The organism is Micromonospora sp. NPDC048930 (assembly GCF_043197935.1).
GTDB lineage: Bacteria > Actinomycetota > Actinomycetes > Mycobacteriales > Micromonosporaceae > Micromonospora.
Genome location: NZ_JBICUB010000019.1, coordinates 58,346 through 71,394, shown reverse-complemented (window position 1 = coordinate 71,394; position 13,049 = coordinate 58,346). Strand labels below are relative to the sequence as shown.

Genomic DNA, 13,049 nt, shown 5'->3' with positions numbered 1-13,049 from the left:
CGCCTGGTCAGCGGGCGGGGAACTCCTGGTCGAGCGCGAGGTTGAGCTCGAGCACGTTGACCGCCGGCTCACCCAGGAAGCCGAGCGCCCGGCCGGTGGTGTGCTCCGCCACCAGGCGGCGGATCGCCGCCGGGTCCGCACCGCGCTCGCGCGCCACGCGGGCCACCTGGATGTCCGCGTACGCCGGGCTGATGTGCGGGTCGAGGCCGCTGCCGCTGGCGGTGACCGCGTCGGCCGGTACCGCCGGCTCGGCGGGTGCGTCACCGCGGATGGGGGTGATCACGCCGCCCTCGGCGACGTAGTCGTGGCCGGGCTGGGCCAGCTCCACCGGCACCCCCTGGTAGCTGCTCATGAAGGGAGTGGCGGGGGCGACCTGGTTGACGCTGACCGCCCGGGTGATCCGGCCGGTCAGTCCGTCGGCCCGGAACACGGCCAGCACCGCGCCGACGCCGTCCGGCGTGCAGTACGGGCGCCGCCCGTCGACGCCGTCGAGATCGCCGATCGCCTTGCTGCGGGAGCAGACCTGGGTGAGCAGGCTCTGCGTGGAGTCGTCGGGGTTGGTGGCGATGGTGTCGAGCACGCTTTCCGGGCCCAGGTTGCTGGCCGCGGTGGCGGTGGGGTCGTAGCCGTCGCCGGCCGCGGACGGCCGGGACTGGAAGTAGCGCCGGACGGGGTTGCCGTCCGCGTCGGTGAAGGACTGGCCGATGAGCGAGCTGCCCACGGTCCGGCCGTTCACGCTCACCAGCGAGCCGTCGGTCCTGCCGTCGAGGCCGGAGAACCGGCCCACGGCGACCATGGCCAGCGGGTACGCGAGGCCGAGCAGGACGGTGAACACGAGCAGCGCGCGCAGGGCGGCGAGGTGTTGGGCGAGCCAGGTAGGGAGGCGCATCATGAGATCCCGGGGATGAACTGGATGAGCAGGTCGATGAGCTTGATGCCGAGGAACGGCACGATGATGCCGCCGAGGCCGTACACCAGCAGGTTGCGGCTGAGCAGCTTCGACGCGCTGGCCGGCCGGTAGCGCACGCCGCGCAGGGCCAGCGGGATAAGCGCGATGATGATGATCGCGTTGAAGATGACCGCGGACAGGATCGCCGACTCCGGGCTGGCCAGTCGCATGATGTTCAGCATGTCCAGGCTCGGGTAGATGCCGGCGAACATGGCCGGGATGATCGCGAAGTACTTGGCGATGTCGTTGGCGATCGAGAAGGTGGTCAGCGCACCCCGGGTGATCAGCAACTGCTTGCCGATCTCGACGATCTCGATCAGTTTGGTGGGGTCGGAGTCGAGGTCGACCATGTTGCCGGCCTCCTTGGCGGCCGACGTGCCGGTGTTCATGGCCACGCCGACGTCGGCCTGGGCGAGGGCGGGCGCGTCGTTGGTGCCGTCGCCGGTCATCGCGACCAGCCGGCCGCCCTCCTGCTCCTTCTTGATCAGGGCGAGCTTGTCCTCCGGGGTGGCCTCGGCGAGGAAGTCGTCCACCCCGGCCTCATCGGCGATCGCCCGCGCGGTACGCGGGTTGTCGCCGGTGATCATCACGGTCCGGATGCCCATCCGGCGCATCTCGTCGAACCGCTCCTTCATCCCCGTCTTGACGATGTCCTTCAGGTGGATGACGCCGAGGGTCCGGGCCGGCTGGCCGTCGATGTGCTCGGCGACGACGAGCGGGGTGCCGCCGATGCCGCTGATCTCGTCCACGAGCTGCCCCACCTGCTCGGTGGGGTGGCCGCCGTTCTCGCGTACCCACTTCATCACCGCTGCGGCGGCGCCCTTGCGGATCCGACGCGTCGCCTCCCCGCCCTCGGGGATCAGGTCGACCCCGCTCATCCGGGTCTGCGCGGTGAACGGCACGAAGGTGGCGTGCGGGATCAGGCCCGGCTCCCGCTCACGCAGCCCGAACTCGTTCTTCGCCAGCACCACGATGGACCGGCCCTCGGGGGTCTCGTCGGCCAGGCTGGACAGCTGCGCGGCGTCGGCCACCGCGGCGGTGTCCACACCCTCCACCGGAAGGAACTCGTCCGCCTGCCGGTTGCCGAGGGTGATGGTGCCGGTCTTGTCGAGCAGCAGGGTGTTCACGTCGCCGGCCGCCTCGACGGCCCGGCCGCTCATGGCCAGCACGTTGCGCTGCACGAGGCGGTCCATGCCCGCGATGCCGATCGCCGAGAGCAGCGCCCCGATGGTGGTGGGGATCAGGCAGACCAGCAGGGACACCAGCACGACCCCGGTGACACCGGCGCCGGTGATCGCACCGGTGTCCGCCGCGGCGGCCTGGTAGCCCTTGGAGAAGATGGCGAGGGGCTGGAGGGTGACGACGGCCAGCAGGAAGATGATCGTGAGCGCGGCGAGCAGGATGTTCAGCGCGATCTCGTTCGGGGTCTTCTGCCGGTTCGCGCCCTCGACAAGGGCGATCATGCGGTCGATGAAGCTCTCCCCCGGCTTCTGGGTGATCTTCACGATGATCCGGTCGGAGAGCACCTTGGTGCCGCCGGTGACCGCGCTGCGGTCGCCCCCGGATTCCCGGATCACCGGGGCGGACTCACCGGTGATGGCGGACTCGTCGACGCTGGCGATGCCCTCGACCACGTCCCCGTCGCCGGGGATGATCTGGCCGGCCTCGACCAGGACGATGTCGCCCTGCTGGAGCTGGGGCGCGGGCACGGCCTCGTCGCGGTAGGCGTTCGCCGCCGCGCCGGGCGTCCAGCCGATGAGCCGGGTGGCGATGGTGTCCTGCTTCGCCTGGCGCAGTGCGGCGGCCTGGGCCTTGCCCCGGCCCTCGGCGACCGCCTCGGCCAGGTTCGCGAAGATCACGGTGAGCCACAGCCAGACCGTGATAGCCCAGGCGAAGACCGACGGGTCGGCCACCGCCAGGACGGTGGTGAAGACGGCGCCGATCTCGACGATGAACATCACCGGGTTACGCCAGAGCGTACGGGGGTCGAGCTTGCGCAGCGCGTCCGGCAGGGACCGGATCAGCTGCTTCGGGTCGAGCAGTCCTCCGCCGACCCGGTTGCCGTGGGTGGCGGGGGTGCCGGCGACCGGCTGCTCGCCGGTGCCGCCGGATGTCACGGGTGTGACGGACATGTCCTTGTTCCTCATGATGGTCACAGCCCCTCAGCGAGGGGGCCGAGCGCGAGCGCGGGCAGGAAGGTCAGCGCCACGAGGATCACCGTGACGCCGACGACCATCCCGACGAAGAGCGGTCGGTGGGTCGGCAGGGTGCCCTCGGAGGCGGGGGTGGGTTTCTGGCGCGCCAGGGAACCGGCCAGCGCCAGCACGAAGATGATCGGGAGGAACCGGCCGAGCAGCATGCACAGCCCGAGCGCGGTGTTCCACCACGGCGTGTTCACCGTGATGCCGGCGAGCGCGGAGCCGTTGTTGTTGCTCGCCGAGGTGAACGCGTAGAGCACCTCGGACAGGCCGTGCGGGCCGACGTTCAACGCGGTCGAGTTGTTGCCGGTGGCGAACGCCGCGGCCGTACCCGCCAGCACCAGGGCCGGCGTGATCAGGAAGTACAGCGAGGCCAACTTGATCTCGCGCGAGCCGATCTTCTTGCCGATGAACTCCGGGGTCCGGCCGACCATCAGGCCGGCGACGAAGACCGTGATCACCGCGAGGATCAGCAGGCCGTAGAGACCGGAGCCGGTACCGCCCGGCGCGACCTCGCCGAGCATCATGTTGAGCATGGTCATCATGCCGCCCAGCGAGGTGAACGAGTCGTGGAACGAGTTCACCGCACCGGTCGAGGTCAGCGTGGTGGCGGCGGCGAAGGTCGCCGAGTTCGACACGCCGAACCGGACGTCCTTGCCCTCCATCGCGGCGGCGACCGCCTGCGGGACGGTGCCGTGCCCGGCCAGCTCGAAGACGTTGGTCAGGGTGACGCTGGCCAGCGCCAGGATCGCCATGACCGCGACGATCGCGTAGCCCTGCCGGTGCTGCCCGACCATCCGGCCGAAGAGCCGGGGCAGGCTGAACGGGATGACCAGGATCAGGAAGATCTCCAGCCAGTTCGTCCAGGTCGTCGGGTTCTCGAACGGGTGGGCGCTGTTGACGTTGTAGAAGCCACCACCGTTGGTGCCCAACTCCTTGATGACCTCCTGGCTGGCCACCGGGCCGCCGGTGAGGTGCTGGGTGGCGCCGGTCAGGGTGGTGACGTCGGTGCCGCCGGAGAGGTTCTGCACCGCCCCGCCGATCATCAGCGCGAGCGCGCCGAGCACCGCGATCGGCAGCAGGATACGCAGCGTGATCCGGGTCAGGTCGACCCAGAAGTTGCCCAGCTCGCCCGTCCGGCTGCGGGCGAAGCCACGGACCAGGGCGACCGCGACGGCGATGCCGACCGCGGCGGAAACGAAGTTCTGCACCGCCAGGCCGGCCATCTGCACCAGGTGGCCCATGGTCGACTCACCCGAGTACCACTGCCAGTTCGTGTTGGTCACGAACGAGACCGCAGTGTTCCAGGCACCGTGCGTCACCACCGGATCGAAACCGAGGGAGAGCCACAGGTGGTTCTGCAGCCGCATGAAGGCGTACAGGAACAGGATCGAAACCGCCGAGAAGGCCAGCACGCTGCGGGCGTACACGCCCCAGGACTGCTCGGCCGCCGGGTTGACGCCCATCACGCGGTAGAGACCGCGCTCCGGCAGGGAGTGCCGGGTGCCGGAGACCACCCGGTACATGTAGTCACCGAACGGCCGGTAAACGGCGACCAGGGCCGCCACCAGCGACAGGATGAAAATGATGCCGGCTGTCGGGGTGGTCATCAGAAGCGCTCCGGGAACAGCAGGGCGACGACCAGGAACACACCCAGGCCGATCGCCAGCACCAGACCGACCGCGTTCACCGCGCTCACAGCTTCTCCACACCCCTCACCACGAGGGCGAGCGCTGCGAACAGCCCCACCGTCAACAGCACGAACACCAGGTCAGACACGGCTGACTCCTCATTACCGGACGTTTGCTCTTGCGACCGTCTCCCGGTCGCGCCGGGCAATCACAACGCCGTATCGGCCGGTTGGACAGGGGCATTAACGCGACCATGACGGCCGCCCGCCGTTTCTTGACGCGCTTTTCACGGGCCGTTGCCGGGGGCGGCCTCCCCCACCCGCGACCGGGTTGGACGCGCTTTCAGGGAATGAGGGGCCATCCCACGTGCCATGGCCACGATTTCCGTGAATCAGCGCTGTTCGGCCCGGCCGGGCGGCGGCGTACCGACCCCTTCGCGGACCGGCCTACGCTGGGCGGGTGGCCACCGAACTGACCCTGCTGTCGGACGTGGTCTGCCGGGGTGTGGAGATCAGCGGGCCACGCCTGCGCGGGCTGCTCGCGCTTCTGGCCGGCCAGCTCCGCGCGGGCTGCGGCGCGCAGGCCCTGGTCGACGCGCTCTGGCCGGACGACCCGCCCCGGCATCCGGTGAAGGCGCTGCAGATCCTGGTCTCCCGGGCGCGTACCGAACTCGGCGCGGACCTGATCGTGCGGACCGCCACCGGCTACCGGCTCGCTCTCACCGAGGAGCAGGTCGACGCGGCGGCCGTGCTGCTGCGCGCGGAGGCGGCCGGGCGGCGGGCCCGCGCCGGCGAGCACGCCGCCGCGCTCGCCGAGGCGGAGGCCGGGCTCGCCCTGTTCGCCGGTCCGCCCGCCGACGATCCGGGCGTCGGCGATCCGCTCGCCGCGCTGCGCGCCGACCGCGCGGCGATACACCGGTCGCTGTCCCGGGCGCGGGCGCTGGCACTGTCCCGGCTCGGCCGGCACACCGAGGCCCTGCCGGTCCTGACCGAGCTGGCCGCCCGGTCACCCCGGGACGAGGAGCTGCTGATCGAGCTGCTGCGCGCCGAGGCGACGGCGACCAGCCGGTCGGCGGCCCTGACCCGGTACGAGGACTACCGCCGGGCGCTGCGCGAGGAGCTGGGCGCCGACCCGGGTCCGGCGCTGCGGGAGCTGCACAGGGAACTGCTCGACGGCGACGCTCCGGTCGCCCGGCCGGGCGTCCCGTACGAGCCGAACCCGCTGCTCGGCCGGGACGACGACCTGGCCGCGGTGGCTGCGCTGCTGCGAACCTCCCGGGTGACGTCGATCGTCGGCCCCGGCGGCCTCGGCAAGACCCGGCTGGCGTACGCGGTGGCCCGGCGCGCGGAGCAGCGGAGCGTCCACCTCGTCACCCTCGGCGGGGTGACCGAGGACGGCGACGTGGCGGCCGAGGTGGCGGCGGCGCTCGGCGTCGGGGAGGCACGAAGCATCCCCGCCGCTCCGCTGTCCGTGACCCCGGAGCCGGTGGGGGCAATCGTCAACGCGCTCGGGCACGGCCCGGCGCTGCTGGTGCTCGACAACTGCGAGCAGGTGGTCCGGGGCGTCGCCGAGCTGGTGAGCGCCCTGGTGGCGGCCACCCGGGAACTGCGGGTGCTCACCACCAGCCGTACCCCGCTGGGGCTGTCCTCGGAGGCGGTCCACCCGCTGCCGGAACTGTCCCTGCCCACCGCCGTCGAGCTGTTCACCCAGCGGGCGCGGGCCGCCCGCCCCGGCGTGGCGCTGCCGGCCGACGACGTGATGGAGGTCTGCCGGCACCTCGACGGGTTGCCGCTGGCGATCGAGCTGGCCGCGGCCCGGGTCCGGGCGATGAGCGTCGCCGAACTGGCCCGCCGGTTGGACGACCGGTTCACCCTGCTCCGCGGCGGTCCGCGCGACGCGCCGCAGCGGCACCACACCCTGCACGCCGTGGTGGACTGGAGCTGGAACCTGCTACGGCCGGACGGGCGGGCGGCCGTACGCGCGCTCTCGGTCTTCCCCGGCGGGTTCTCCGCCCAGGCCGCCGGAAGGCTGCTGGACGTCGACGACGCGCTCCCGGTGCTGGAGCATCTGGTCGACCACTCGCTGCTCAAGGTCGAGGAGGCGCCGGAGGGCGTCCGGTTCCGGATGCTGGAGACGGTCCGCGAATTCGGCGCGGCCCGGCGGGACGAGGCCAGCGAGAGCGAGGCGGTGACGAGTGCCTTCCTCGCCTGGGCCCGGGAGTTCGGCCTCGCGCACCACGAGTCGGTGCTCGGCCCGCACCCGTTCGCCACCGTGGGGCGGATCCGCGCCGAGCAGGACAACCTGGTGGCCGCGCTGCGGACCGCGCTGACCCGGGCGGACGCGCCGACGGTCGCCGCGACCTCCGCCGCCCTCGCCGGCCTGTGGACGCTGGACACCAACTATCCGCGGATGCTCGCGCTGGCCGACGAGACGGAGTGGACGCTGTCGCACTACCGCCCCGAGCCGGGGCTCGTGGCGGCAGCCCGCGCCACCGCCGTACTCTGCCTGGCGCACAGCTTCATGATCCAGGGGCCGCGGGCCACCCGGTCCCTGGTCACCCTGCGGCGGCTGCCGACGCCGTCGGCGGACACCCTGATCGGCGCCATGGCCACCGTGCTGGCGTCCGTACCGGAGTTCGGCGCGGATCCTGCCGTCCTGCCGGCGCTCTGCGACCACCCCCAGCCGCTGGTCGCCGCCGTGGCGAACGCCCTGGCCAGCTACGTGTACGAGCAGGCGGGCAAGCCCGAGGACGCCCTGGCCGCCGCCCGGCGGATGCTCGCCGTGCTCGTCCACCGGCCGATCCCGTGGGTCCGCATCCTGGCCCACTCCCGGGTCGGTGAGCTGTGCATCCAGGCCGAGCACGCCGAGGAGGCGCGGCGCAACCTGACCGCCGCGCTGGATCTGCTCGCCGAGAACGGCCCCGAGTGGGATGCGCTGCAGATCCGCTGGACGCTGGTGCTGGTCAGCCTTCAGCTCGGCGAGCTGGACGAGGCGGAACGCTGGCTGCGGCTCGCGACGTTCGACGGTCGGGACGACCGCTTCGGGATGCGCGCCTTCGAACTGGGGATCCGCGCCGAGGTCGCGCTCGCCCGGGAGGACGTCGACGCCGGGCTGCGTGGCTGGCGAGATGCCCTCGCCCGGCTGGCGGCACCGGTCGACCCGCTCATCTGGGCCGGGCCGGCCGCCGAGGCGCCGTGGGCGCTGGAGATCCAGGCGGCGGCCCTGGCGGCGCACGCCCGGCACGGCCGGGTCGACCTGGTCCCGGGGCTCGCCGACGACCTGCGCGGGAAGGGGTCGGCACTGCTGGTCGGTCCGATCGCCAACCCGCCCGCGTTCCTGGCGCAGCTCCCGGTCTGCGGGTCGCTGCTGCTGGCACTCGCCATGGTCGACCTCGACCGGGGCCGGCGGACCGGCGATCCGGCCGCCCTGACCTCCGGCGCTCGCCTGATCGCGCTGGCCGAGCGCTTCGGCTACCAGCGCAACTTCCAGCCGACGATGTCGTCGGTGGCGGCCCGGCAGGCCGCCGAGACAGCCGACCGGGCGGCGTACGACGCGGCGTGCGCGGCGTACGCCGCCCTGGACCACGACGAGCTGCGGCTCGCCGCTGTCGCGGCACTGGCGGCCGAGCCGCTCAGCGGCTCGGATCCCGGTCGTACAGCCGGCGTGCCCACAGGTAGCCGAGCAGGCTGATCCCCACGCACCAGGCCACCGCGGTGACTGCGCTCCCGCCGGACGGGGTGTTGAAGAGCAGCCCGCGCAGCGTCTCCATGATCGGGGTGAACGGCTGGTACTCGGCGAACCAGCGCAGCCCGGCGGGCATCGAGTCGGTGGGGACGAACCCGCTGCCCAGGAAGGGCAGCAGCATCAGCGGCATGGGCAGATTGCTCGCGCTCTCCACGCTCTTGGTAACCATGCCGAGCGCGACCGACAGCCAGGTGATCGCGAACGCGACCAGCACGAGCAGCCCCGCGGCCGCGAGCCAGTCCAGGGCCCCGGCGTCGGGCCGGAACCCGACCAGGAACGCCACCCCGACCACCACCGCGAGGCCCAGCATGGTCTGGAGCACGGCGCCGACGACGTGGCCGGTCAGCACCGAGGCGCGGGCGATGGACATGGTGCGGAAGCGGGCCACGATGCCCTCGGTCATGTCCATGGCCACCGAGATCGCGGTGCCCTGTGCCGCGCCGGCCATGGCGAGCAGCAGGATGCCGGGGGTGACGTAGTTCGCGTACTCGGCACGGCCACCGGAGACGCCGCCGAGGCCGTTGCCGAGCGTGCCGCCGAAGACGTACACGAAGAGCAGCAGGAAGACCACCGGCAGGGCGATCACCATCAGGGTCAACGACGGGTAGCGCAGGGCGTGCTTCAGGTTGCGGCGCAGCATCGTCGCCGAGTCGGTGACGGTGTGGGCGAGCGTGGTCATGCGGTGGTCACCTTCTCCTCGGTGCGGTGGCCGGTGAGGGCCAGGAAGACGTCGTCCAGGTCGGGGGTGTGCAGGCTGAGCGTCTCGACCTTGACGGCCGCGGCGTCGAGCCGGTCCAGCAGGTCCTTCACGGCGCGGACGCCGCCGTCACCGGGCACGTGCAGGGTGAGGTCGTCGTCCGGCCGGGTGGCTGCCGGCAGCACCCGGGCCGCCGCGGCCAGCTCGGCGGGGTCGGCGAAGTGCAGGCGTACGTGGCCGCCGGGCACCAGGCGCTTCAGCTCGTCCGGCGTGCCCTCGGCGACCAGGCGTCCCCCGTCGAGCAGCGCGATCCGGTCGGCGAGGTGGTCCGCCTCCTCCAGGTACTGCGTGGTGAGGAAGATGGTGGCCCCGTCGGCGACCAGCCCGCGGACGATGTCCCACATCACCCGCCGGCTGCGGGGGTCCAGGCCGGTGGTCGGCTCGTCCAGAAAGATCAGCCGTGGCCGGCCGACCAGGGTCATGGCCAGGTCGAGCCGGCGCTTCATCCCGCCCGAGTACGTGGCCACCGCCTTGCCGGCCGCCTCGGTCAGATCGAACCGGGCCAGCAGTTCCTCGACCACCTGCCGCCCCTCGACCCGGCCGAGGTGCCGCAGGTCGGTCATGAGCTTGAGGTTCTCCGCCCCGGTAAGCAGGTTGTCGACGGCGGAGAACTGGCCGGTGACGCCGATCGCGGCGCGTACCCGGTCCGGCTCGGTGGCCAGGTCGTGCCCGCAGACCCGGACGGCCCCGCCGTCCGCCCGGATCAGCGTCGAGAGGATCTGCACGGTGGTGGTCTTGCCGGCGCCGTTCGGCCCGAGCAGAGCGAAGACCGTGGCCTCCGGCACTCGGAGGTCGACCCCGTCGAGCACCACGTGCTCGCGGTACGCCTTGCGCAGACCGGTCGCCTCGATCGCCGGCCGGGTTGAGGTTGTCGTCATGCCGGTGAGCGTGCCGGCGGCGCGGATCACCACGGTTTCATCGCGGTTTCACGCCCCGGGGCCAGCCGCGAAACCGGCGGCACGCGGTGGCGGCGGGCCGATCGTGGAGGTCGCCACCTCCCCGCTACAACAAACCTTCAGCCGCCCAACAACAGAAGGTCCGGCCGCGGCGTTTCACCCGGTCTGTTGACGGGCTGTGGTTCGCGTTCTACGGCCGTATGTCCACGGTCGACTTCCAGCACCGGGCGTCGTCGTGCCGGTGGCAGCGCGACTATGCCGAGGACCTGGTCGCCGGTCATGGTCGGATCGTGGTCGAGTTCTTCGAAGAGGGTGTCTCCCGCACGATGGCCTGACCGGACCGGCCGCAGGCGGCACGGCCGCTCGCGGCGGTGGCGGACCCGGCGCGCGGGTTCGACGCGATCGTCGTGGGCGAGTACGAACGCGCCTTCCACGGCCAGCAGCTCGAACACTTGACCCCACCCACCGAGGAGCAGTTCATCGCAGCCCAGGCCATCCACACCGCACCCACCCCCGCGGATGGCGCTCGTCGCCACTACCTCCTGGCCGGCCTCGTATGCTGCGGCGTCTGCGGCCGAATCATGGACTCCCACTGGGTCCACGGCCGTCCCGGGTACCGCTGCCGCCACGGTCACACCCACCAAGACCTCTCCCCAACCGAAGATCCTCTACATCCGGGAAGACCACCTGCTGGACCGCATCCGACACCACCGCGGAGTACACCGCCACCACCCCGCGCTGCGCAGCCCCGACCCCGACAAGGTCACCGCCTACCTGCGCACCAACAGCGTCTCTGATTAGCTTAGTGATCCTGAATCGGATTTGGTTTCCGGGATCGTTTCCCACCGTGGTGGGGTCGCGTGGGCGTGCAGGTGGAATCCTGCGCCCAGTGCTGCTCCTCGTGGCCGGTGGCCGGTGGTGGGTGTGCTGATCGTGTTCACGCTCTGGTGCCGGTGGGCTGCGCGGGGCAGCCTCCGGTCCGTTGGTGCGTGTCCCTCCGGACGCTTGCCCGCCCGACCGTGGGGTCGGGTGGGGGAGGGTGCCCTGCGTCGCCTGGGCGTGGGGCGTGAGGTGTGGCGCCGGGTGGGGCCGGTCTTCGACCGGTCTCCCCGGCTGGTTCTCGTGATGACCGCCGAGGCTTCAAGCGTGTCGACCACAGAGCGGATCATCATCTGTCCGCTGCTGCGGTCGGTGACGGTTTTGGCCTGGTGGGTGAGGCCGCGGGCGGCGATGCGGCGCCAGGCTCCGTGGTCGCGATCTGCCTGCCATCGGCAGGACTGGTTGGGGCAGATGGCCCACTTCCAGCCCGCCACGGTCGGCTGGTCGGGGGCTTTGCGGTGTTGTAGCGGGGTCAGGCATTGCGGGCAGTGTTTGGAGGTGTTGCGGGCGGGGGCGGTGACCACGGCGACACCCGCCTCGGCGGCGAGGTGCCGCATCCGGTCGACGATCTTTCCGCGTACCTGCTGAGACAGGCGCGTGTTCAGGGTGGCGCCCATGCCCTTGGCTTCCATCGACCGCAGGTCTTCCACATAGATCACGGTCGCGGCGGCGGCGATGGCCTGGTCCACGGCCCACCGGGCGCCAGCCCAGGCGAGCGCCTGGTTGAGGTTCGCGCGGCGCTCGGACACGCGGTGGATCTCGTCGCGCAGCACCTCGTGTTTCCCGGTCAGGTGCTCGTCCGGGCGACCGTCGGTCAACCGCACGTACTGGTCGGCCTTGGCGTGCAGCCGCTCGGACAGGCGGCGCAAGCGGTGCTGCTTGGCCAGGACGCCGGCGGCCCGGAACTGACCACCGGCCCCCAACGCGGTGATCCGGCCGTCGGAATCGAGTCGTAGGGTCCCCGCGCACAGCAGGGTGTTGAGACCCCAGTCCACGCCGACCGCCACCGTGTGCCCGGTGCGCCGGGCTTGCGGCACGGCGTGCGTGTATGCGACATCGGCGCGGACCTGCCGGCCGGTGACGCGGAGGGTGGGTAGGTGCAACACCCCGCCCGCAGGGACTGTAGGCGGCAGGGCGATCGGACAGGCCACCCACGTCCAGTCCCCGTACCCCCTCGGATCGGCACGGGTGGGCAGCTGCACGCGCAGCAGCGCCTTCGCCGGGTCGGTGTCGGTGCGTTCGATGGTGCCTGCTGCCGGTCACACGCGGCAAGCAGCAGTATCCGCGGGATCTTCGGGATGCCTTCGAGCTCGAACACGTCCATCGGCAGCCGACCGTTGGCGGTGACGAACGTGGCGGCCTGCCGGGTTCGGCCCTTGATGACGCTGGACGGCAGATACTCCCCGCCCGGAACCGCCTTGCGTACCTGCTCCCACTCCTGCACGGTGCGCTTACCCGGGTCGGCCGGCCACGTCGACAGCACCCCGGCGGTCACATCGACACGCCACTTCACCGACCGCAGCACACGCCCAGCCTGCTCCTGAGCCATCCGCACGACCCGGTCATTGACCCTCACGCCCACAGGCGTGGTGGCGGTCCAGCCCAGGCGCCGCAACGCCATCCACGCGTTCGACGGCAGCCTCCGGCCACCCGCATCCACGCCGGAGGCCAACACCTCCACATCGGCGGCGTTCCAATGCTCGCCCAACAAGGCACCGACCATGCCCGCCACCAGATCGGCGCACCAGCCGACACGCTCGGCAAGCACCGCCTGAGACAGCACCTCACCGGTCTTCTCATCCACCCCCGCGCGCACAAGGGCACGGACGCACGCGGTGCGGAAAGTCTCTCCTTCAGCCAGCGGCACCTTCCGGCTCACCCGCCACCAGCCCTACACCGCCCGGCCAGCGCATACACGCCTTCCAAGCACGAGCGCTCACCGCCGGCAGAAACCTTCATCGCCTCGACACCAAACGCGGAGAACCGACCCTCACG

Annotated in this window: 10 protein-coding genes; 2 read left to right on the top strand and 8 right to left on the bottom strand. The window is 71.7% G+C overall.

Features of this window, described 5'->3' with window-relative positions; genetic code table 11:
- Positions 1-7: 7 nt before the first annotated feature.
- From ACGFI9_RS32570 to kdpF, 4 genes are read right to left on the bottom strand one after another with little or no spacing between them, the layout of a single operon-like run.
- Positions 8-889, bottom strand: a complete 882-nt coding sequence (locus tag ACGFI9_RS32570; protein WP_393184134.1) for a potassium-transporting ATPase subunit C — start codon at positions 887-889, stop codon at positions 8-10.
- The gene (gene kdpB / locus ACGFI9_RS32565) at positions 889-3,081 is read right to left on the bottom strand and encodes a potassium-transporting ATPase subunit KdpB (RefSeq protein ID WP_393184132.1); all 2,193 of its coding nucleotides are present in this window, start codon (positions 3,079-3,081) and stop codon (positions 889-891) included. Before kdpB ends, ACGFI9_RS32570 begins: the two co-directional genes overlap by 1 nt.
- Before the next feature lie 20 nt (positions 3,082-3,101).
- Complete coding sequence (gene kdpA / locus ACGFI9_RS32560; RefSeq protein WP_393184130.1) at positions 3,102-4,757, bottom strand: potassium-transporting ATPase subunit KdpA; 1,656 nt, start codon at positions 4,755-4,757, stop codon at positions 3,102-3,104.
- Positions 4,757-4,846 (bottom strand): K(+)-transporting ATPase subunit F, encoded by a 90-nt coding sequence (kdpF, locus tag ACGFI9_RS32555; protein ID WP_036343797.1) that lies wholly within the window; start codon positions 4,844-4,846, stop codon positions 4,757-4,759. The genes kdpA and kdpF overlap by 1 nt, the downstream gene beginning before the upstream one ends.
- Positions 4,847-5,237: 391 nt before the next feature.
- Between kdpF and ACGFI9_RS32550 the strand changes: the two genes are divergently transcribed.
- The gene (locus ACGFI9_RS32550; protein ID WP_393184128.1) at positions 5,238-8,468 is read left to right on the top strand and encodes an ATP-binding protein; all 3,231 of its coding nucleotides are present in this window, start codon (positions 5,238-5,240) and stop codon (positions 8,466-8,468) included.
- Here the strand turns inward: ACGFI9_RS32550 and ACGFI9_RS32545 are convergent.
- From ACGFI9_RS32545 to ACGFI9_RS32535, 3 genes are all read right to left on the bottom strand, one after another.
- Positions 8,410-9,201, bottom strand: coding sequence for an ABC transporter permease (locus ACGFI9_RS32545; RefSeq protein ID WP_393184126.1), 792 nt, complete (start codon positions 9,199-9,201; stop codon positions 8,410-8,412). The genes ACGFI9_RS32550 and ACGFI9_RS32545 overlap by 59 nt on opposite strands.
- Positions 9,198-10,157, bottom strand: coding sequence for an ATP-binding cassette domain-containing protein (locus tag ACGFI9_RS32540; RefSeq protein WP_393184124.1), 960 nt, complete (start codon positions 10,155-10,157; stop codon positions 9,198-9,200). Before ACGFI9_RS32540 ends, ACGFI9_RS32545 begins: the two co-directional genes overlap by 4 nt.
- A 137-nt stretch (positions 10,158-10,294) precedes the next feature.
- Positions 10,295-10,627: a hypothetical protein gene (locus tag ACGFI9_RS32535; protein ID WP_393184223.1), complete on the bottom strand. Its 333-nt coding sequence runs from the start codon at positions 10,625-10,627 to the stop codon at positions 10,295-10,297.
- Positions 10,628-10,756: 129 nt separating this feature from the next.
- Here ACGFI9_RS32535 and ACGFI9_RS32530 point away from each other — a divergent pair, with 129 nt between their 5' ends.
- Positions 10,757-10,972 carry a hypothetical protein gene (locus ACGFI9_RS32530; RefSeq protein ID WP_393184217.1) on the top strand — a complete coding sequence of 72 codons (216 nt, stop codon included), beginning with the start codon at positions 10,757-10,759 and terminating at the stop codon, positions 10,970-10,972.
- Here the strand turns inward: ACGFI9_RS32530 and ACGFI9_RS32525 are convergent, their stop codons facing one another.
- Complete coding sequence (locus ACGFI9_RS32525; protein ID WP_393184122.1) at positions 10,973-12,160, bottom strand: zinc ribbon domain-containing protein; 1,188 nt, start codon at positions 12,158-12,160, stop codon at positions 10,973-10,975. It abuts the gene before it with no gap.
- Positions 12,161-13,049 lie beyond the last annotated feature (889 nt).

What these genes read in the sequence shown, in the direction of transcription:
- ACGFI9_RS32570 (WP_393184134.1), bottom strand. Translation starts at nt 889, where the DNA reads ATGCGCCTCCCTACCTGGCTCGCCCAACACCTCGCCGCCCTGCGCGCG.
- kdpB (WP_393184132.1), bottom strand. Translation starts at nt 3,081, where the DNA reads ATGTCCGTCACACCCGTGACATCCGGCGGCACCGGCGAGCAGCCGGTC.
- kdpA (WP_393184130.1), bottom strand. Translation starts at nt 4,757, where the DNA reads ATGACCACCCCGACAGCCGGCATCATTTTCATCCTGTCGCTGGTGGCG.
- ACGFI9_RS32545 (WP_393184126.1), bottom strand. Translation starts at nt 9,201, where the DNA reads ATGACCACGCTCGCCCACACCGTCACCGACTCGGCGACGATGCTGCGC.
- ACGFI9_RS32540 (WP_393184124.1), bottom strand. Translation starts at nt 10,157, where the DNA reads ATGACGACAACCTCAACCCGGCCGGCGATCGAGGCGACCGGTCTGCGC.
- ACGFI9_RS32530 (WP_393184217.1), top strand. Translation starts at nt 10,757, where the DNA reads ATGGACTCCCACTGGGTCCACGGCCGTCCCGGGTACCGCTGCCGCCAC.